This is a genomic window from Hymenobacter antarcticus, from assembly GCF_039539545.1.
GTDB lineage: Bacteria > Bacteroidota > Bacteroidia > Cytophagales > Hymenobacteraceae > Hymenobacter > Hymenobacter antarcticus.
In genome coordinates, this window is record NZ_BAABDI010000025.1 from 17,972 (window position 1) to 38,113 (window position 20,142).

Annotated in this window: 11 protein-coding genes; 4 read left to right on the plus strand and 7 right to left on the minus strand. The window is 66.5% G+C overall.

Annotated elements, in window-relative coordinates; all coding sequences use genetic code 11:
* Positions 1-94: 94 nt before the first annotated feature.
* Positions 95-973 (plus strand): UbiA prenyltransferase family protein, encoded by an 879-nt coding sequence (locus ABD819_RS15900; RefSeq protein WP_345125844.1) that lies wholly within the window; start codon positions 95-97, stop codon positions 971-973.
* 27 nt (positions 974-1,000) lie between these two features.
* On the opposite strand, the gene ABD819_RS15905 is transcribed toward ABD819_RS15900, so the two are convergent.
* Positions 1,001-2,590, minus strand: coding sequence for an NAD(P)H-hydrate dehydratase (locus ABD819_RS15905; protein WP_345125845.1), 1,590 nt, complete (start codon positions 2,588-2,590; stop codon positions 1,001-1,003).
* A gap of 39 nt (positions 2,591-2,629) precedes the next feature.
* Here ABD819_RS15905 and ABD819_RS15910 point away from each other — a divergent pair, with 39 nt between their 5' ends.
* Positions 2,630-3,169, plus strand: coding sequence for an RBBP9/YdeN family alpha/beta hydrolase (locus tag ABD819_RS15910; RefSeq protein ID WP_345125846.1), 540 nt, complete (start codon positions 2,630-2,632; stop codon positions 3,167-3,169).
* A 77-nt stretch (positions 3,170-3,246) separates the two neighbouring features.
* On the opposite strand, the gene ABD819_RS15915 is transcribed toward ABD819_RS15910, so the two are convergent.
* Positions 3,247-3,801: a T9SS type A sorting domain-containing protein gene (locus ABD819_RS15915; protein WP_345125847.1), complete on the minus strand. Its 555-nt coding sequence runs from the start codon at positions 3,799-3,801 to the stop codon at positions 3,247-3,249.
* Positions 3,802-4,014: 213 nt separating this feature from the next.
* On the opposite strand from ABD819_RS15915, the gene msrB reads away from it, so the two are divergent.
* Positions 4,015-4,476 carry a peptide-methionine (R)-S-oxide reductase MsrB gene (gene msrB / locus ABD819_RS15920; protein ID WP_345125848.1) on the plus strand — a complete coding sequence of 154 codons (462 nt, stop codon included), beginning with the start codon at positions 4,015-4,017 and terminating at the stop codon, positions 4,474-4,476.
* Positions 4,477-4,898: 422 nt separating this feature from the next.
* On the opposite strand, the gene ABD819_RS15925 is transcribed toward msrB, so the two are convergent.
* From ABD819_RS15925 to ABD819_RS15940, 4 genes are all read right to left on the minus strand, one after another.
* Positions 4,899-5,834: an NAD(P)/FAD-dependent oxidoreductase gene (locus tag ABD819_RS15925; RefSeq protein ID WP_345125849.1), complete on the minus strand. Its 936-nt coding sequence runs from the start codon at positions 5,832-5,834 to the stop codon at positions 4,899-4,901.
* Between the two features lie 354 nt (positions 5,835-6,188).
* On the minus strand, positions 6,189-6,749 hold the full coding sequence (locus ABD819_RS15930) for a hypothetical protein (RefSeq protein WP_345125850.1): 561 nt from the start codon (positions 6,747-6,749) through the stop codon (positions 6,189-6,191).
* Between the two features lie 84 nt (positions 6,750-6,833).
* Positions 6,834-9,260: a TonB-dependent receptor gene (locus ABD819_RS15935; protein ID WP_345125851.1), complete on the minus strand. Its 2,427-nt coding sequence runs from the start codon at positions 9,258-9,260 to the stop codon at positions 6,834-6,836.
* Between the two features lie 111 nt (positions 9,261-9,371).
* Positions 9,372-9,719 carry a hypothetical protein gene (locus tag ABD819_RS15940; protein WP_345125852.1) on the minus strand — a complete coding sequence of 116 codons (348 nt, stop codon included), beginning with the start codon at positions 9,717-9,719 and terminating at the stop codon, positions 9,372-9,374.
* Between the two features lie 348 nt (positions 9,720-10,067).
* Here ABD819_RS15940 and sdaAA point away from each other — a divergent pair, with 348 nt between their 5' ends.
* Positions 10,068-10,970 carry an L-serine ammonia-lyase, iron-sulfur-dependent, subunit alpha gene (gene sdaAA, locus ABD819_RS15945; protein WP_345125853.1) on the plus strand — a complete coding sequence of 301 codons (903 nt, stop codon included), beginning with the start codon at positions 10,068-10,070 and terminating at the stop codon, positions 10,968-10,970.
* Positions 10,971-11,068: 98 nt separating this feature from the next.
* On the opposite strand, the gene ABD819_RS15950 is transcribed toward sdaAA, so the two are convergent.
* Complete coding sequence (locus tag ABD819_RS15950; protein WP_345125854.1) at positions 11,069-19,909, minus strand: Ig-like domain-containing protein; 8,841 nt, start codon at positions 19,907-19,909, stop codon at positions 11,069-11,071.
* Positions 19,910-20,142 lie beyond the last annotated feature (233 nt).

The following is a 20,142-nucleotide window of genomic DNA, read 5'->3' on the forward strand; positions in this document are numbered from 1 at the left end:
AGCAAGGCTGGAAGGCCCGGCTTCGCCCTTTTTGCGTTTGAAAAGATGTGATGCCGACCGCCGACCGCAGGCTTACCCGGCTTTACCTTCGCCCGTGGTTTCACCGTCGCCTTCCGCTGAACCGGCCATCGGACCGGGCTTGTTCCGCCGCGTCCTCGATGCCGTGCTGTACAGCAGCAGCTGGCTGGCCGCCGCCGCCGCCGCCCAAACGGCCGCCACGTTCCGCAACTGGTCGCCGGCCGGCGGGGTGAACTTCCGGGTGGTGGCACTGGTGTTTGCCGCCACGCTGCTCGTGTACAACCTCGATGCGGTACTGCCCTTCAAGCACCGGCAGCCGGCCGGCACCTCCCGGCGCAAGGCCTGGCAGCAGCAGCACCGCCGGGCCCTGGCGCTGCTGGCCGGAACTGCGGCGCTGGTAGCGGGCTACCTGTTTCTGGCAGACGGCTGGTGGCGCTACCTGCCCGGTCTGCTGCCGCTGGCGGCCCTGGCGCTGCTCTACTCGTGGCCGCTGGCGCGCTGGCGCGGGCAGCGCCGCGCCCTGCGCGAAGTGCCGCTGCTGAAAATATTCCTGATTGCCGGGGTGTGGTCGGCCATCACCGTGGGCGTGCCCACGCTGGCCCTGCACCGGCCGCTGGGGCAGGCCGCCGGCTTGCTGGCGCAGCGGTTCTGCCTGGTGCTGGCCCTGGCCATCGTGTTCGATATTCGGGACCTGAGCCGCGACCGGGCAGCGGGCACCCGCACCTTTCCCGTGGTGCTGGGCCCGGCCGGGGCCAAAGCGTTGGCCCTGGCGTTTCTGGCCGGAGCCATGGCCCTGGGATTCGAGCGGGGCGTGCCGCCGCTGGGGCTGCTGCTTACCGGCCTGTCGGCGGCCTCGGTTATCAGCTGGGCCGATGAGCGCCGGAGCGACTACTTCTTCGCCCTGCTGGCCGATGGGGTGCTGCTGGTGCCGGCCGTGCTGCACTTGTGGGGTTGAGCTGCAACCAGCGTGTACCCCGAAATTTCATTTTGGCCCGTGAGAACGGTTTGTTCTCACGGGCCAAAATGGAATTTCGGGGTACACGTTCTGTTCATGCTCCCTCAAAGCCGGGCCAATATGCCGCACGATATCCCCCGCCACCAGCCCGGCCTGCCCGGTTGCGGCGGCGGCCAAATCGCCGGCCAGCCCGTGGGCATACACGCCCAGGCGCACCGCCTCGAAAGCCGGTAGCTGAGCATGCGCTCGCAGGGCTAAGAGCATACCCGTGAGCACGTCGCCGCTGCCGCCGGTGGCCATGCCGGGGTTGCCGGTGCTGTTGAAGTGCAGGTCGCCGGTGGGGGTGGCCAGGCAGGTGTAGGCACCCTTCAATACCACGAGGCAGCGGTGGGTTTGGGCGAAATCGCGCAGCAGCTCCAGGCGGTGGTAGTCGTCGCGGGCCGGCTCGGTGAGGCGCTCAAACTCCCTGGGGTGAGGGGTAAGGACCGTGTTTTCGGGCAGCAGCGCCAGCAGCTCACGGTGCTGGCCCAGCAGGTTCAGCGCGTCGGCATCGATGATGAGTGGTAATGGTTCCGGGCGGGTTTGGGACGCGACAGCTTCCCTGAGCAGCTGTTGCAGCACGGCCAGGCTGGCGGCATGCTGGCCCAGGCCCGGCCCAATGCCCACGGCCTGATACGGTTGCAGGTCGGGCAGCTCGCTGAGGTAGTCGGCTTGCGGGTCGGGCCGGCACATGGCTTCGGGCTGGCTGATTTGAAAAATGTCATAGCCCAGACTCGGAATCTGGGCGGTGAGCAGGCCCACGCCCCCGCGCAGGCAGGCCCCGGCCGCCAGCACGGCCGCGCCCATTTTGCCCCGGCTGCCGGCCAGCAGCAGCGCGTGGCCAAAAGTGCCCTTGTGGCTGAATTTGGGCCGCGCCGGCAGGGCCCGGGCCACGGCCCGGGCATCAGTATAGTGCCAATAGGTAGCCGCCCCCGCGATAAACCGGGTGCTTAGCCCAATGTCCTCGATGTGCCATTCGCCCACGAAATCAGCATTCTGCGGCAGCAGGAAAGCCAGTTTGGGCAGGCCAAAGCTCACCGTGTGCCGGGCCCGCACCACGGCGCTGTCCGCCGGCTGGGGCGCATCGGCAAACAGCCCGCTGGGGATGTCCACGGCAATGACCCGGCCCCCGGCCCGCGCCAGGTGGGCGACCAGCGCGGCGGGCAGGCCGGCCAGCGGCCGGGACAAGCCGGTGCCAAACAGGGCGTCAAGCACCACCGTGGCGGGCGGAATCTCCGGCAGCTGCCCTTCGGTGATTTCGGCTACGGGTACGGCGGCGGGCAGGTGGCGGCGCGCGTGCAGCCAGTCGGCCGAATACTTGCCGGCCGGGAGCAGGGCCACGCGCACGGCGTAGTTGCCCTGGTGCAGCAGGAGGGCAATGGCGAGGCCGTCGCCGCCATTGTTGCCGGGGCCGCACAGCACCAGAATTTCACCGGCTTCTTCCGGGCCCAGCCGGCCACAAAACCAGTGGGCGAAAGCGGTGGCCGCGCGCTCCATCAGGGCGGCGGGCGGCAGGTGCTGCTCGTCGATGGTGGCCTGGTCGAGCTCGCGGGTTTGGGCGGCGGAGAGGATTATCATAGCAGGGAAGAAAAAGGTCTCGGAAAGCTACTTTTGAAGATGCAACAAACCGCCCGCGTCTTCATCGTGCCCGGCCTCGGCAGCTCCGGCCCCGACCATTGGCAAACGTATTTCGAGCGCACGCGGCCGGACTTTACCCGCATCAACCAACGCGAGTGGGACGCCCCCGACCGCGCCAGCTGGGTGGCCACCCTGGAGCAGGCCTTGGCCGGCGAGGACCTGAGCCGGGTGGTGCTGGTGGCCCACAGCCTGGGCTGCGTCACGGTGGCGCACTGGGCCGGACAGTTTGGCCACCGCATCAAAGGGGCGCTGCTGGTGGCCCCAAGCGACGTAGAAACCGCGCATTACGCCGCCTTCCCCACCACCGGTTTCGGCCCCATGCCGTTGGCGCGGCTGCCCTTCCCCAGCACAGTCGTGTTCAGCCAGAATGATGAGTGGGTAACCCCGGCGCGGGCCCGGCAGTTTGCCGGGGCCTGGGGCAGCGAGCTGGTGGACATCGGCGCGGCCGGCCACATCAACACCGCCAGCGGCCACGGGGCCTGGCCGGCCGGGCTGGCGCTGCTGGACGAGTGGCGGTAGGCGGCGCGGGCTGCCGGAATACGCAAAAAGGGGCTGGCCACGCGGCCAGCCCCTTTTTATCGTGGGCTCGTTGGAGCTTACTCCACCACCAGGCGCAAAGCTTTATTACCGGCCCACACTACGTACACGCCCGCCGGCAGCCCGGCCGGCAGCACCAGCGCCGCCGTGCCGCCCGCATCGGCCGGGGCCGAGGTCACGAGGCGACCCAGCGCGTCGAACACCGTGACCACCGCGCCGGGCTGCGCCCCCGTGAGCGTGGCCCCGGTGCGGGCCGGGTTAGGAAACAGGGCCAGGCCCGCCACCCTATTCACCGTCACTGCCCGCACGGGCGAGTAGGCAAAGGTGCCGTCCACGTCCACCTGCTTGAGGCGATAGTAGAGCAGGGCCGCGCCGGGCAGCTTGCTATCCACGAAGCCGTAGCGGCGGGCGCTGCTGCTGCTGCCAGCGGCGGCCACTATGCCCAGGGCAGTGAACTTCTGGCCGTCGGCGCTGCTGCCGCTGGCGGCCCCGGTCGGCACCACGGCCGTGAGGGAAGTGGGCGAGTTCACCGTCACGCTGCCGTCCTCGTCGCGCCGCTGCTTTTGCAACTGCCGCAACGCCCGCCGCTCACTATCGGTCAAGTGTACCTGCATGGGAACAAGTTTAGTACATTTCAACGACTATTTTCGCAACTCACTTCGCGACGAGTATAGCCATTGACCAACGCGTTTCGGCCCACGAATGGTGTTTGGTCGGCCAGCCGCACAGAATCATATACTGACCAGAATAGGTTTGCCACCGTCGTAAACTTACCAGGCGGCCATTGCGTTTTAACCTGGAAACAAGCAACCGCCAACTACCCAACCATGCAAACCTGGAACGACGTTATCCGCCTCGCCAACCACCCCACGCCCTCGCCCCGCCGCGTGGAGAAAACGCCCGAAGAGTGGCGCGCCCAGCTCACGGCCGAGCAATACCACGTCACGCGTGAGCACGGCACCGAGCGGGCCTTCACCGGCGAGTACTGCGAGGCCCACGAAGCCGGCCTCTACGCCTGCGTGTGCTGCGGCACCCCGCTCTACGACTCGCGCACGAAGTTCGAATCTGGCACCGGCTGGCCCTCTTTCACCCAGCCCGTGGAGGAAAGCGCCATTCGCTACAAGAAGGACACCAGCTACGGCATGACCCGCATCGAAGTGCTCTGCAACGTGTGCGACGCCCACCAGGGCCACGCCTTCCCCGACGGCCCGGCCCCCACCGGCCTGCGCCTGTGCATCAACTCGGCCAGCGTGCAGCTGGTGCAGCAGGAGCAGCCCGCCAACGGCTGATGAGTGGATAAACCCAGGCTTCGCGAAAGTCCATGTACAGCGTTTAACTCTCCCCTTTTACAGCGATTGTCAGGTTAGTGTACACTTTTGCAGAAAGTTAAAAGTTGAGAGTTAAAAGTTAAAAATCAGATACAATGAGTTTTAACTTTTAACTCTCAACTTTTAACTCAGTACACAAAAAGCGAAACTGCTCTAACGCTGTACATGGACTTGAAAACCGCTGCAACTATCCTTTGGCAGGGTAAGCCTTTGCCGAGATGCTGTGGGGAGGCTTTTTCGGGTATTCTTTGGCTTCGACAGGGCGCCATAAAGCCGCGACCGGGCTGCTGAGCGCCCCCCGGTAGCCGCTCCAACGTGGCACCAAAGACGTCCGCCCGGCCACCGTGGCCCCGGCCGGCTCAAGCACTCCGCGACCGGAAAGATTACGCCGGGGCGAGGCTGCCAAAAACCAGCTCGTGGTTCAGGGCCGTGGCGGCCCGGGTGCCACTGGCCGCCGCCAGAATATCCTGCCGGAATGGCCCGCTCATGCTGCCCACGGCGTACGTGCCGGGCACGGTGGTGAGGCCCGTGTCGCTCACCCGCACGTACACGCCGTCGGGGGTGAAGGCGCAGCCCAGCTGGGCGGCCAGGTTGGCGCGCTGCCGGGGCACGGGCCGGAGAAACAAGGCATCGAGGGGCAAGCGGCTGCCATCCGCGAAGGTTAGCGCAATCAGGCACCGGGCGGTGCTGTTGAGCGCCGCCACGGGCTTTTCATTCACGGCGATACCTAATTGCGCCAAATGGGCGCGTTGGGTGGGCGTGAGGCGGGCGGGGCCGTCGGTGGCCAGCGTCAGCTGCGGGGCCCATTGGTGCACCAGCACGGCTTGCTCGTAGCCGGCTTCGGCGCGGCCGTACACCACCACCCGGCTGTGGCGGTTTTCCCAGCCGTGGCAGTAGGGGCACTGGTACACGCCATGCCCCCACTTGCTCGCTACTCCCGGCACGGCGGGCAGCTCGTCCACGATTCCGGTGGCCAGTATCACGGCCGCGGCAACTACTTCGGTGCCGCTGAATAGGGTAAGTACGGTGCCCGTTTCGGTCCGCTGCACCCCTTGCACTTCAGCTACGCAGATTTCCACGTCGTAGGGTTGAAGCTGTTCGCGCACGCTGCGCAACGCCTCCTGCGCGCTGGCCCCACTACGGGGCAACAAGCGGTGAGCGTGAGCTAAGAGTGCCTCGCGGGGTGGTTCGCCGTCGAGCACTAGTACGCGGCGGCGGGCGCGCCCCAGCACCAGGGCCGCGCTCAGCCCCGCGTGGCTGGCCCCCACTACAACAACATCGTAACGGGACAGGGCAGGTAGTGAGAATTTACGTATCATGAACGTGGAAAGGGAAAAGTAGGTAGTCAGTGTTAAGTAGTCAGGAGCAAGGCATCAAAGCGCTGTCAGTCAGGTAATGACAATAAATGCCGCTCCTCATATCCAACTACTTTAGGTACTTGTGCAGAAGTAAGGGTATTCAAATCGAAACTGCCGGTCCGACCGCCCCAGGCGGTCTGACCGGTTGAAAATCAACCGGCCCGGCGGGCCATATTCCGGGGCCAGACCGGGGCCGCGCTGCTTGCAGGCAGGCGCGGCCCCGGCGGGCCAGGGCGGGCAGCCCCGGCCAAAACAAGCCCGCTACTCACCAGCAGGCCCGTTCCGGCCGGGTTGGCCCCGGAAATTGCCAGTCGCTTACTGCACCGTCACGGGGAAGGTCACTTCGATGTCGGTATCGCCGGGGGCGAAGGTGCCGTTCTTGGTGCCGGGCTGGTGGCGGAGCGTGATTTTGAGGTTGCCCGTGCCCGCCGCGGTGGTCACGACGCGGGTGGCCAGGCCCACTTCCAGGTTCTTCGAGTCCTTATCGGTGCGCGTGATGCCCAGCAGGCTGGCCGGCGTGGTGTCAAAGAAAAACAGGTGGTCGTCCAGCTCTTTTCGAATTTCGTCCGAGGTCACTACCACCGGGTTCTTAGTTTCGTCGAGCAGGGTGAGGGCCCCGGTGTAGGTCGTGTTCGGCTTCAGGTTGAGCGTGCCGATGGTGGGGGCATTGCCGCCGGTGCCATCGGTATCGCGCCAGGTAACGGTGGCGGTGGGGGCGGTGCTGCCGGCCGCCGGGGTGAGCAGGTAGGTCACGGTCGTGATTTGCTCATTGTCGTCGGCGGGTTCGGGGTCTTTCTTGTCTTTGCACGATGAGAAGATGAGCGGGGTGGCCAGCAGCAGGGCCGCCAGGCGGAAACGGGATTGGAAAATGGTCATGATGAAAAAAATGTGAGAATGTGAAAAATGTGAAAAATGCAATGAGAATAATGTTGAAAACCAGCGAATTGAATTCGCAAAAGGTCACTTTTTAGTCCCGCCAAAGGCCAGCGGCATCCGCAGGCGTAGCGTCACGTTCTGGCCCAGCTCATCCAGGAAATAGCGGTAGCGGTTCAGGTAGTCGCGGTAGCGCGTGTCGAGCAGGTTGGTGCCGGTGAGGCTGATTTCGAGCGGCGTGCGCGGGCCCAGGCGCAGCGTGCCGCCTACTTCGGCCCCCAGCAGGTAGTAGCCGGGCGGCGGGCTCTGGTAGTCGCGCTGCTCATTGTCGCGCGGCACGCGGGTCTGGCGGCGCACGCCCTGCGCCCCGAGCTGGGCATAAAACCCCGTGAGGCGGCGCGGCGTGGCGCGGGGGGCGGCGGCCGGCGCTTCGTAGCGCAGCCAGGTTTCGAGGCGGTCGGCGGGGGCCAGGATGAGGTAGTCGTTCAGCCGCAGGTCGCGCTCAACCACCGTGGCCGCCTTCAGGCCCAGGCTGAGCGGGCGGGCCACCCGGTAGGCCACCAGCAGGTCGAGGCCCCGGAAGCGGGCATCGGTTTGCTGGTAGCGGTACGAGGGGAACAGCCCCCGAATGTCGAGCACGGGCGGAATAAGCGTCTGAAAAATGTAGTTGTCGATGCCGGTCTGGTACACGGTCAGCTCGCCGTTGAGGCGGGGGTGGTCGTGCCAGCTCAGGCTCAGGGCCACCGAGCGGGCCGTTTCCGGCCCCAGCGCGGGCGTGCCCGCCGGGCGCGTGATGTCGTAGCCCTCTTCGTAAATACCGTTGTGCACGCCCTGGCTGGCCCGCTCGTTGGCGGCCGGCGCGCGCCGGAGCAGGCTGGCATCGGCCCGCAGGGTTACGTGCGGCCCCAGCTCGCGCACCAGCCCCAGCGAGGCGGCCGGCGTAGTGAAGGCAAAGCTTTCGCGCACCACCTCAAACGCGCCGCTCACGCGGGTGGGCCGGCGGGTGTCGAGGGCGCGGCGGTCGAGGCGCAGGCCCGCTTCAAGCAGCCAGGGGCCGGGGTGCCAGCGCCCGATGGCGTAGGCCCCGCCCGTGCGGTTGGTGTAGTACGGGATGAAAAAGCGGCTGCCCGGCCGGTAGGTATTGTCCTGCAACGTGCCGCTCAAGCCCAGCTCGCCGCCAAAGTTGCCGTGCGGGCGGGGCACCCAGCGCAGGTCGGCGGTGGTGGTCTGGTTGCGGTAGTCGAGCTCGGGCAGGTTCCGGGCGGCCAGGTTCTGGTTGCGGGGGCGGTACTTGTCGTACTCGGCCCGCCGGTCGGCCTGCTGGGCCAGAGTCAGGGTCACTTGCCCGCCCCAGCCCGGCAGATTATAGAAGCCGCTGAGCTTGAAGAGCGTGTGCTGAATCTGCTGGTAGGGCCGGTCGAGGCGGTAGCTGAACGCGGCCGGCAGCGGGGCCGGCGACGAGTCGCGGGCCACCCGGTTCCAGTTTTCCGGCACCGGGTACAGCCCCAGCTGGGCGTTGTACTGGCTCAGAAATGCCTCCACGCCCCAGCGCGCCCGCTGCCAGCCCACGGCCCCCGAGTAGTTGTACTCGGCCAGGGCCGAGGTGCTGATTCGGTAGTCGGGCGTGCGGCTGAGGCCGGCGCGGCGCACGGTGCCCTGCGCCCGCCAGGCCAGGCCGGGCAGCTTGCCGGGCGCCCCCTGCACCGTGGCCGATACCGCCCCCAGGCCGTTGTTGCTGGCCCCCACCAGGTGCAGGTCGGCGGTGGTGCCGGCCGAGTCGGGCAGGGCCGCCGGCTGGGCCAGCACCACCCCGCCGATAGCATCGGCCCCATAGCGCACGCCGGCCGCGCCCTTCACCACCGTCAGCCGCGAGGCCACGAAGGGGTCGATTTCCGGGCCGTGGTCCTGGCCCCACTGCTGGCCTTCCTGCCGCACGCCGTTGTTGAGCAATGCCACGCGGTTGGAATGCAGGCCGTGAATCATGGGCTTGAACACGTTCGGCCCGGTTTGGATGGCCGATACGCCGCTCACTTTCAGTAGGGCTTCGCCCAGGCTCTGGCCCCGGGTGGCGGCCAGCTCGCGCCCGGCCAGGGCCGCCGTGGCCTGGGTGGGCGTGGCCCCGCCGGCCGTGCCGCGCACCACGGCCCCGGCCAGCCGCACGGCATCGGCATGGAGCTGGAAGTTGCGGACGACGGCCGTGGCTACGCGCACCTCCAGGGTTTCGGGGCGGTAGCCCACGAAGCTTACTTCGAGGTGGTAGGTGCCGGGGCAGACGTGAAAGTGGTAGTTGCCGTCGGCCCCGGTGGCGCTCACCTCGCCGGTTTCGAGCAGGCGCACGGTGGCCCCCGGCAGCAGCGTACCGGCTTCGTGGTCGGCCACGCGGCCGGCCAGCGCCAGGGTGCAGGCCTCGGGGGCCGGGGCGGTTTGCGCCCGGCCCGGCTGGGCCAACAGGCTCAGCAGCACCACGCCCAGCCACGCCGCGACGCGGCCCGGCAGGCAGGAGAAAATTCCCATCAAAAAACAAAGGAGGCCGTGCCCAAGCAGCGGCGTAAGCGCAAGCCGGCCCCCGGACCGCGGCGCAGTCGGGGCAAGGCGTAGCTTAAATCAACAAAAGCCGGGTGCCGCTTAGGCCAGCGGCGGCCCGCGCAGCTGGGCGGGGCAGCGCGCAATCCAGGGCGCGGTAGCCACGGTGGGCACGGGCGCGGTGGCAAAGCACGGCTGAGTGGCCGGGGCCGGCACCACCACCGGCGCGCCCGGCAAAAAGGGCACGTTGTAGAGGTTGTCGATGGGGCAGTGCTTGTGCTGCATGCTCACCAGGGCTTTGCCCTTGTGGCGGAAGGCGGGGGCCTGGGCCGGTTCCTCGGTGGTGTGCTCGTGGCGGTGCAGGGCCAGTATCCACGCCTCGGGCAGCAGCGTCCGCGTGAGGCAGAGCAGCAGAAGCAAGGCGAAGTACGGGCGGAGGACGAGGCGCAACGGCGTAGTAGTAAGCGGGTTCCCTTCACGCGGGACCATCCCCCCGAGGGTTCGGTGGGCAGCCAAAGGTACAACGAAAAGCCAACGAGGGATTTTTGCCAATGCAGCCTGTTTGCGTTGGGGCTTGCCTCCCGCTGCCTTTGCCCGGCATTCGAACCCCTTTGCTGCTGCTATGGCAATGTCTTCTCCCGCGCCGCGCCAACGGCTGGTTGCCGGGCGCAGCCATTTCCCGGGCGGCGGCTTACCGTGCCGCCCTGCGTCAATCCCGTAGCTTTAAGCCCCGGTTGAAGACACCTTCGGCCGGGCCTTTGCGTTTACTGCTTATTCCATCCCAATCCCACCCGCGCCATGTCTTTGCTCTTCAACGATTTTGCCTCCTGGGGCGCGCACTGCGCCAGCACCGGCGAGCCCCTCTACCAGCCCGTGCTCGATTACGAAATCGAACAAAAAGGCCGCACCGAGGACGAAATCTGGACGGGCCTGCAACGGGCCTACGACGTGATGCGCGATGCCGTGAAGGAGAGTATGACCGGCGACATGACCTCCCGCTCGGGCATGATAAACAACGGGGCCAAGAAAATCGCCGCCTCGCCCGTCACCGTGCTTTCGCCCGAGTTCAAGCAGCTCATCACCCGCGCCCTGGGGGCCAAGGAGGTGAACTCGTGCATGGGCCGGGTGGTGGCCGCGCCCACCGCCGGGGCCTCCGGCATCCTGCCCGGCGTGCTGGTCACCATTCAGGATTTGCACAAGCTCTCGGACCGCCAGATTCTGGAGGGCCTGCTCGTGGCGGCCGGCATTGCCCTCATTATTGAGCAGAATGCCTCCCTGGCCGGGGCCGTGGGCGGCTGCCAGGCCGAAACCGGCTCGGCCGCCGCCATGGGCAGCGGGGCCATCGTGTACTGTCTGGGCGGGCCGGTCGAGCAGGTGTTCGCGGCCGTGGCCGTCACCATCCAGTGCATGCTGGGGCTGGTATGCGACCCCGTGGCCGGCCTCGTGGAAGTGCCCTGCGTGGTGCGTAACGCCTCGGCGGCGGCCATTGCCTTCTCGTCAGCCCAGATTGCCATTGCTGGTATCGACCCGGTTATTCCCGTCGACCAGTGCGTGGCGGCCCTCGGCGAAGTGGGCCAGGCCATGGAAACCCGCTACAAGGAAACCGCCCTCGGCGGCCTGGCCAACACCACGCGCGGCCGCGAAATCGAGAAAATGGTGCTGGTGCAGGATGTCAATATTCTGCCTGACGAAGGGGAGTAAGGTCGCGTCGTTGCTTCGCCTTTCCTCACAATAATGATACAAAAAATCCCCGCCGGCAATGCCCGCGGGGATTTTTGATTCGGACCGTAACCGGGCGTTTACTGCCGCACCAGGCGGCGGGTTTCCGTGCCGTCGGTGTTGCTTAGTCGCAGCAGGTACACGCCTGTGGCCACCCCCGTCAGGTTGAGGGAGTGGATGGCGGTGCCGGCGGCGGCGGGCAGCAGCTCGGTGGCTACCACGCGGCCCAGGGCATCAAGCACCGTGAGCTGGGTGGGCAGGCGGAAGCCCGTCAGCTCCAGCGTTACCTCGCCGGTGGGCGTGGGGTTGGGGTACACGCGCAGGCTGGTGCCGGCAATGCTGTTGCGGGCGGCCGTTACCACCAGCGGCGTCGAGGGCAGCGAAGCGCAGCCGTTGGCGTTGGTCACCACCACGGTGTAGGAGCCCAGCTGAGCGGCCGAGCCGTTTATCACGTAGGTCTGGCCCGTGGCCCCGGCAATGGCTACTCCGTTCAGGAAGAACTGGTTGCCGGTGGTCGCGCTCGACGTGAGCGTGGTCGTGGTGCCGTTGTAGGCGGCCGTGAGCAGCGGCGCCGCCGGGCGGGGGTTCACCGTGAAGGTGGTGGTTGCCGTTGCCGTTGCGCAGCCCCCGCTGGCCGCCACGGTGTTCGTCACCGTGTAGGTGCCGGCCGTGGAAGTCGCCAGGTTGATGGCACCCGTCGTGGCGTTAATCACCAGGCCCGTAGTCGAGGAGAACGTGCCGGCCGAAGCGCCCGCGCCCAGCGTGGGCGTTGCGGTGCCGGTGCTGCCGGCACAGCCAGTCGCTGAGGCGTAGCTGAACGTGGCCACCGTAGCCGCTGTGATGGTCACCGAAGCCGTGGCCGAGCTGCCGCAGGCCCCGGCTACCGTGTACGTCACGGTGTAGGTGCCCAGCGTCGAAGTCGTCAGGTTGATGGCACCCGTGGTGGCGTTGATACTCAGACCCGCCGGAGCGGCCGTGAACGTGCCGCCTGTAGTACCCGTCACCGTGGGGCTGGGGTTGGAAGCGCTGGCGCAGAACGACGCGTTAGCGAAAGCGAACGTAGCCGTCGTAGCCGGCGTGATGGTTACCGTAGCGGTAGCCGATGTTGCCGCGCAGCCGCTGCCAGCAGCGATGGTGTTGGTCACCGTGTAGGTGCCGGCCGTCGACGTGCTCAGGGTGATAACGCCGGTAGCCGGGTTAATCGTCAGGCCGGTGGTCGAGGAGAACGTGCCGGCCGTAGCGCCGGTGCCCAGCGTGGGCGTTACGGTGCTGGTGCTGCCGGCGCAGTAGGTGGTAGTCGCCGGGTAGCTGAACGTAGCCACCGGAGCCGCCGTGATGGTGACCGAAGCCGTGGCCGTGGCCGCCGCGCAGCCGCTGGCGGCTGCGATGGCGTTGGTCACGGTGTAGGTGCCCGGGGTCGACGAAGCCAGGGTGATGGCCCCCGTGGTGGCGTCAATCGTCAGGCCCGTGGTCGAGGAGAAGGTACCCGCGCTGGCACCCGTGCCGAAGCTCGGAACCGGATTGGTGGTGCTGCTCACGCAGAAGGTCGGCGTGGTGCCGTAGCTGAAGGTAGCCACCGGCGCATTCGTAATCGTCACCGACTGCGTGCTGCTGGAGGAGCAGGCCCCGCCCACGCTGTAGGTTACGGTGTAGGTGCCGGGCGTGCTGCTGCCGAGGGTGATGGCACCCGTAGTAGCGTTAATGGTCAGGCCCGCGGTGGAGCTGAACGTACCACCGGCGGTACCGGTCACGGTAGCCGTGGGGTTGGAGCCGCTCACGCAGAACGTGCCGCTGCCGTAGCTGAAGGCTGCCGAAGTGGCCGGTGCGATGGTCACCGACGTAGTGGCCGTGGCCGCCGCGCAGGCTCCTGAAGCAGCCACGGTGTTGGTCACGGTGTAAGTGCCGGCCGTGGAAGTGCTCAGCGTGATAACGCCGGTAGCCGGGTCAATCGTGAGGCCCGCAGTGGAGGAGAACGTGCCCGCCGAAGCACCGGTGCCCAGCGTGGGCGCTACGGTGCTGGTGCTGCCGGCGCAGTAGGTGGTAGTCGCCGGGTAGCTAAAGGTGGCTATCGGCGCCGGGCTGATGCTCAGGGCCAGCGTGGCCGTGGTGGCCGCGCAGGGTCCGGCAACATCCGAAGTCAGTGTAATGGTCACTGAGCCAGCGGCTACGTCAGCCGCCGAGGGCGTGTAGGTGGCGTTCAGCGTAGTGGCATTGGGCGCGAACGTGCCGGTGCCGCTGCTGGTGTAGGTGCCCGTGGTCAGCGAGCCCGTTACCGTGCCCGCCAGCTGGTAAGCCGACGTGCCGCAGGTAGCCGCCGTGGCCGTGGGGAAGCTGGCCGTGGCCGGCTGCGTCACGTTCACCTGAATGGCCGTGCGGGTCGCGCTGGCGCATTCCGTGCTCACGGCGATGTTATAGAAGTAGTAGTATGTGCTGCTGGCTCCGCTGATATACCCCCCGGTGATGGTCACGGCACCGCTGGCCGAGGCATAGGGGTAGGTATTGCCGCTAAAGTCGCGGTAGAGCGTGGGCGGGGCGGGCGAAGCAGCCGTTACCAGGCGGTAGGAGCCCGCGGCCGGTACGGCCAGGTTCAGGGGCAGTACCGTTGGCAGCAGGGCCGTGGTGCTGCCGGCGGGCACAGCAAACGGGCCGGCCGTGGCCACCAGTGCGCCCGTGGCGTTATCGCGCAGCTCCACCGTTACCGAGCCGGCGGTAGCCGTGGCGTTGAATACCGTAGCCGTCTGGAGTAGCACCGGCGCTGCCGCGGTGAACACCAGGCCGGTGTTGCCGCCGCTAAAGCCGCCGTCGGTCTGGCTGGCCGTGGCTTTGCCCACGTTTTCGCTGCCGCCCGTGAAAGCTTCAGCGTAGTACGTGGTCGAGGCCGTGAGCGCGGGCGTGGTATAAGTACCTGCCGTAGCCAGGGCCGTGCCGCCGGTAGCCGCGCCAAAGAAGCGTACCGAAGTACCCGTCGACGACGAAGCCGTGAGCGTAGCCGTGCTGCCGGCGCAGATGGCCAGCGGCGTGTTGGTAGCCGTCACCAGCGGGTTATTCACCGTGATGGTGGCCACGTTGCTGGTTGCCGTAGTGGCGCAGCGCACCTGAGCGCGGAAGTACGTGGTCTGGGTGAGTACCGGCGTGGTGAAGGTGGCGGCATTGGCACCGGTCACGTCCGTGAACGTCACGTTGTCGGCCGACTGCTGCCACTGAATCGTGCCGTTGGCGGCTCCGTTCAGGGTCAGGGTCGAAGTACCGCTCACGCACAGGGTAGCCGTGGCGGGCGTCACCGTGCCCGCCACGGGGGCGGCTACGGTGCGGGTCACGGCTGGCAGCACGTCGTTGCCGGTTACCTGGTCGCCCTGCACGGTTGCCGTGATGGCGAACGAGTACGTGCCGATAGCCGTCATGTCCAGGGTCGGAGCCAGCGTAACCGCCTGCGTGGCGCTCGGGGCCAGCGTGCCGGTCGAGAGCGTCGTGGTCAGGGTCTGCGGGCCGCCGGGCGTGGTCACCACCGCCGTCACGGTGGCGGGGTTCACGGCGAAGTCCAGGGTTTGCGTGCCCAGGTTGCGCACGGTGATGCTCACCGTTTCGGCCGCCGAGTAGCAGCTCGTGGTGGCGGCGGGCGTAGCCAGGGCCACCGGGGCCAGGTCGATGGGCAGCGGGCTGCTCACGCTCAGGTTGTCGAGGTGGAAATCGTAGTCCGGGGTGTCGTCAACCGTGCCTTCCGAAGCGAAGAAGGCCAGGATGATTTGCTGGCCGGCGTAGGTGCTCAGGCTAATCGAGTAGTTGGTCAGGCTGCCGTTGCCGGGCTGGTTGCCCGCGTTGAACTGGGCAAAGGCCGGGATGCGGGCAAACGTCAGGCCGCAGTCGGTTGAGATGCGCACCTCCACGAAGTCATCGGTGCCGGTCATGCCGGCCGGGTCGGGGTTGGTGCTGGCAAAGTCCGTGATGGCGGCATCGAAGGTGAGTACCGTCGAGGCCGTGGCCAGGAACTTGGGCGACACAATCCACTCGTTTTTACCGGTCGAGAACAGGTTGATTTTGGCCGTAGTGTTGCCGGCCGGGAACGAGGTCGACGTCCAGGCCGAAGTCGAGCCGGTGGGGATAGTGGCCCCGGTGGCTTCGGCCCAGCCCGGGAATACCGTGCCCAGGTTGGCCCCCGTGAACCCGGTGAAGGTGACCAGCTGCGGCTGCGTGGCCACGCCGACCACCGTGCGGGTCACGGTCAGCAGGTCGTTGCCGGGGGTGCCGTCGCCGGGGGTCGAAGCCGTGATGGCGAACGAGTAAGTGCCGACCGCGCTCATGTTGAGCGTGCCGGGGAAGGTCACGCTCTGCACGGCGTTGGGGGCCAGCGTGCCCGTGTTGAGCGTGGCGGTAAAGGGTTGCGTGGTGCCGCCGGGAATGGTGACCACCACCGTCACCGTCACCGGGTTGAGGCTCAGGTTCAGCGCTGCCGTGGCGTTGTTGGTGAAGCTCGCCGTCACGGTTTCGGCCGCCCCGAAGCAGCCGGCAGCGGCCGGGCTAACCAGGGCCGTGGCCGCCACATCAATGGGGGCCGGCGTAAACTCGTAGGCCCCAATGTCGGGCGTAGTGCTACGGGTGGTACCCGGAAAATCGACCGTAACCCCGGCAATCGGGGTCGCGATGTTGTTCAGGGCCGCCGCCGTGGGCGTCAGGTCGAACGGAACGGTGCCCGTCTGCGCGAAGTTGGGGTTAGCGCTCAGCGAATTGGCTTCCTGGGCAGTAGCCGTGCGCCAGGCCGCGAGGTCCACCGCGTCCACGCTGTTCAGGCGGCCAATGCGGGCAGTGCCGTTGGCACCCACGGTCACGAACAAGTCGTTGTAGTTGAGGGTGCTGCCGGCGTAGGTAGCCAGCGTGGTGTAGTGGGCGTAGAGGCCGGTGGTGGCCCCGCCGCCCGTGCCGCCGATGATGCTGAAGATGTTGTTGCGCACATCGATGTTCGTGGCGGCAGCGGCCGTGATGCCGTTGCCGTTGCTGAACGCGGCCGAGCCGGCCGAGCCCGTTGTCGCGCTAAGCTGGCCGGTCAGGTACACCGTGTTGTAGTAGTACTGGTCGCCAAAGCCGCCGTTGTTGTTGATGCCGCTGGTGTTCCACGACGCGCTGGTGGCTGAAGAGTTCAGGTTGTATACCAAGTTGTTATCAAAGCGGGTGGCGCTGGGATTGGCCGCGGTGTTGAAGCCGCTGGTCGAGAGCTGCGTCGAAATGCCGTAGAGCTTGGCGGTGCTCGTGCCCGTGTAGGTCAGGTTGTGCACCGAGTTGCGGGTCACGATGCCGGTTTTCACATCCTGCAACAAAATGCCGGTCATGTTAGAACCAGACGTAGCCGTGGGATTCACGATGTTCTGCACTTCGTTGCTGCTCACCACCGGGCTCAGGGCATTGGCCACCACAATGCCCGTTTGGTTGATGTTGGCCCCAACGGTGTTGGTAGGCGGGCCCACCACGTTGCCCGTAATCAGCAGGTTATCCAGCCCGCCCGCCGAGGTCGTGGTTGAGCCAAAGGCCTGGATGCCAATGGTCACACCGCGTACGCTGTTGTTTTGCAGGGTGGCGTCGTCGTTGTCGGCCCCATTGAGCAGGATGCCGAAAGTAGCGTTGGCCGTCACGCCGCCACCGGTCACGTTCACGTTGCGCACGGTGGTGAAGAGGTTGGACTGCGCCAGCCCGACCTGGGTGAGCAAGCCCAGCCCGTACGTGTTGGCGGTCAGGGCCGTATTGTTCAGGGTGAGGTCGCGCGTGGTGCCGCCAGCGCTGTTCGAGCCGTCGATGGTGACGTAGCGGGTGCCGGCCAGGGCCAGCACGCTGCCGGCGGCCGTTACCACGGGCGTAGCGCCGGTGTTGGGCTTGATGAGCAGCGTATTGGTGGCGCTGGCATCGGGGTTATTGAAGAAGACCACCGGGAAGGTTTCGCCCAGGGCGGCCGTGTAGGCGTTGTCGAGGAGCAGAAAGGTGACCGGCCCGCCCATGCCATTGTTGGAATAAGCGGCGGCGGCGGCCGTCAGGGTAGGGTAGGTGCGGGCGGGGTCGGGCGAAGTGCCCACGCCCACGTAGTAGGTGCCCGCCAACGCGGCCAGCACACGGTACTGGTACACGCTGGCCGGGCTGCCCGTGCCGGGCGGGTTGGCCCCACTGCCACCGAAGGGGTTGGTGCTCACATTGCCCGCCGCCGACAGGTCCTGCGCGGCCACGTAGTACTGAATGATGTCGTTGCCGGCCACGCCGCCAACCAGGGCGTAATCAAAGGTGAACGTGTAGGCCGCGCCGCTCACCGTGGTGGCATTCACAAACTGGAATGCGCCCGTGGTGCCCTTGCGGAAGTACAGGCGGGGGGCGTTGGGGCCCGTGGCAACGCCGCTGGCGTCCGTAATGGTCGCCGTGATGGTGCGGTTGGTCAGGCTGGACGTGTTGCCGAGCGGGGTGAGGGCAATGGCCGGGCCCACCAGGTCGAGCGGGGTAAATGCGCCTTCGTCGGCCCCAATGTCGGGCGTACCGGCATCGCGGGGGTCGCCATCATAATCCGTGCTCACGCCGGCAATGGGCATCGCGCCTTTTTCCACCTGCGTGGCCACGGCCGGGTTGATGTGCAGGAACGTTGCGTCGGGGCCGTTGGTGCTCAGGAAGGGCACGTCTTCAGTCACCGAGCTGCTCTCGCGCGGGCTGATGAAGGCCTTGTAAGCCGTCAGCGTCTGCTGCGCGTTGGTTGCCGTAGCGGTGCCCTCCACGTAAATCACATTCGTCGCCGAAGGCGTGCCGGCGAAGTACAGGTTATTGTTGGTGGTGGCGGCCAGGTTGGCCGGGGCCGTGCCCGCCGTGCCCGATACCCGGCGCAGCGCGGCCGTGAGGCCGCCCGTGCCCACGGCCGTCGACTTATTCACCACGATGTTGTTGCGCAAATCGAGGGTCAGCGTGGTGCTCAGCAGGCTGATGCCCGTGGTGCCAAACGTAGCCCCGGTGCTGCTGGCGCTCAGGTAAATGGTGTTGTAGTAGAGGTTGGCGGCCGTAGCGCCGTTCACCTGAATGCCATTGACGGCCGACAGGCCCGTGGCCGCCGGGGCGCGCAGGTCCCCAATGAGGTTGTTGGCCACCGGAAAGGTGCCGCCGCCGGTGATGTCAATGCCGTTGGCAATGCTCGTGGTGCCGCCCGCGCTCAGGTTATAAATCTTGTTGCGGGCAATGCTGGAACCCGCCCCGCCGCCCGATACGAAGAGCATGCCGCTCGCCGTGCCGGCCCCACTCCCCACCACCGATAAGGCGCTGATGGTGTTTTGGGTAATAACCTGAACCGTGGTAGCTGTGGGGAAGGTGCGAATGCCGGCCACCACGTGGGCGGTGGAAGTGGAGGTGCCGCCCACCGTCAGTCCCGAAATCAGGTTGGAGGTCAGGGTTTCCGCCGTGGGGCTGCTGTTCTGGTAGTAGCCATAAACGGTGCCCGCCGAGCTGGAAGTGCCCGAAATGGTGATGCTATTGTTGCTAATCGTGTTGTTGCTGGCCGTCACGGCCGTCGTGCTGGCCGTCAGGCATTGCATGGTGGTGGCGGTGCTTGGGGCCGCTGGCGTTTTGCTGTTGCCCGTGATGGTGTTGCCATTCATCGCCAGGGTGGTGGGCGCGCCCCCCGATACCAGCAGCATAGACCCGGTACCCGTCGCCGTGTTGTTCGTCACGGTGTTGGTGCTCAGGTTCACGGTGCCGGCCGAAGCCGTATTGACAACCCCGGAAAATGACCCGGTGGTGGCCGCCGAAAAGGCGCAGTTCGACACCGTGTTGCCGGTCAGGTTCACCGTGGCCGCCGACGCCGAGTTCACGATGCCATTGATGGTGCTGCTGGTGGTGGTGGCGCTGCTCAGCTGCACCGTGTTGCCGGTAATATTGACCGTGTTGCCAGCCGCCGTCGAGCCGATGCCGTTGTCGATGCCGGTCACCAGCGAAGCAGTCGAGCCGCTGGCCAGGGTCACGGTGTTGCCCGTGATATCGATGCTGGCCGAAGGGCCAGAGTTGCCATAAATGCCGCGCAGCGTGCTGGTTACCGCGCTGGCTGCCACCGGGGCGGTGGTGCCGCCGGCGAAATTCAGCGTGTTGTTCACCACGTTGTTCACCACCTTGAAGCCGTTCTGGTAGTTGCCCCCGATGCCCCAGCCCGTGGCCGTGGTGCCGAAGTTGTAGACCTGGTTGGCGGCCAGCACCCCGATTTCGTTGTTCTGGTCGTAGTTGGCCAGCGTAGTCAACGTCGAAGCGGTGAAGTACATCCCCGACGCCGAGTTGGTGATGATGGTGCCGTTGACCTTGTTGCTGGAGTGAGCGCCCGCCGGCGACGTAGCCGCCACCGAAGTAGCCAGGGCCGCCGTCGTAGCCGCCCCGTAGATACCGAAGGTGCCCGTGTTCACCTTGTTCAGCGTCACCACGCAGTTGCGGATGGTGTTGTTCTGGCAGCCGTCGGTGGGCGTGGGGCGGAACAGGGCAATGCCGAATTCCATCTGCGTCGTGGCCGTGGCATTGGCGGCATTTTCGGCCAGCTCCAGGCCGTCAAGCGTCACGTAGTCCGAGCCCGCGAGGCTGATTATGGCGTCCAGGTTGGTGGTAGTGCCCACGCCGGCCGTGATTCTGGGGTTGGCTCCCGCGCCGGCTTTTTGAAAGACAATGGGGTTGGCCGCCGTGCCGGTAGCCGTGATGGCCCCGGCCGTGGGGCTGGCAAACGTTTCGGCGTAGCCCGCCGCGATGTTGAACGTGACGCCGCCCGCCCCCACGCCCTGGGTGTTGAGGTCGGTAATGGCGGCGGCCACCGTGGCATAATCGCCCGGAATAGCCTTGGGGCCAGCTAATTGGGCGTTGGCAGCTGGTGCCGCCAATAGCCCGATAACCGCCACGGCCAGCCACCGGCCGAGCCGGTTAGCAAGTAGGGGTGTTTGCATAAAAGTTGCTGAATAGGGTGGAAAAAAGAGGGGTGAAACGAAAAAGGGAATTGGCTGTCAAAAAATTATTCGGGCGCGCTGGCCTACGAAGAGCGCCGTAAATTAAGCATTATTTCAAGGTGCATATGCCAACGGCCCGCTGAAAGTGGCCAGGTAGTTGGACCATAGAAAAAAAAGTGCCACGGTGTGAAGCCGTGGCACTTTTGAAAACCAGAAATAAAGCACCTTACTGA

Coding starts and splice junctions, on each gene's coding strand:
- ABD819_RS15905 (WP_345125845.1), bottom strand. CDS start 2,590: ATGATAATCCTCTCCGCCGCCCAAACCCGCGAGCTCGACCAGGCCACC.
- ABD819_RS15930 (WP_345125850.1), bottom strand. CDS start 6,749: ATGACCATTTTCCAATCCCGTTTCCGCCTGGCGGCCCTGCTGCTGGCC.
- ABD819_RS15925 (WP_345125849.1), bottom strand. CDS start 5,834: ATGATACGTAAATTCTCACTACCTGCCCTGTCCCGTTACGATGTTGTT.
- ABD819_RS15915 (WP_345125847.1), bottom strand. CDS start 3,801: ATGCAGGTACACTTGACCGATAGTGAGCGGCGGGCGTTGCGGCAGTTG.
- ABD819_RS15910 (WP_345125846.1), top strand. CDS start 2,630: ATGCAACAAACCGCCCGCGTCTTCATCGTGCCCGGCCTCGGCAGCTCC.
- ABD819_RS15935 (WP_345125851.1), bottom strand. CDS start 9,260: ATGGGAATTTTCTCCTGCCTGCCGGGCCGCGTCGCGGCGTGGCTGGGC.
- ABD819_RS15950 (WP_345125854.1), bottom strand. CDS start 19,909: ATGCAAACACCCCTACTTGCTAACCGGCTCGGCCGGTGGCTGGCCGTG.
- msrB (WP_345125848.1), top strand. CDS start 4,015: ATGCAAACCTGGAACGACGTTATCCGCCTCGCCAACCACCCCACGCCC.
- sdaAA (WP_345125853.1), top strand. CDS start 10,068: ATGTCTTTGCTCTTCAACGATTTTGCCTCCTGGGGCGCGCACTGCGCC.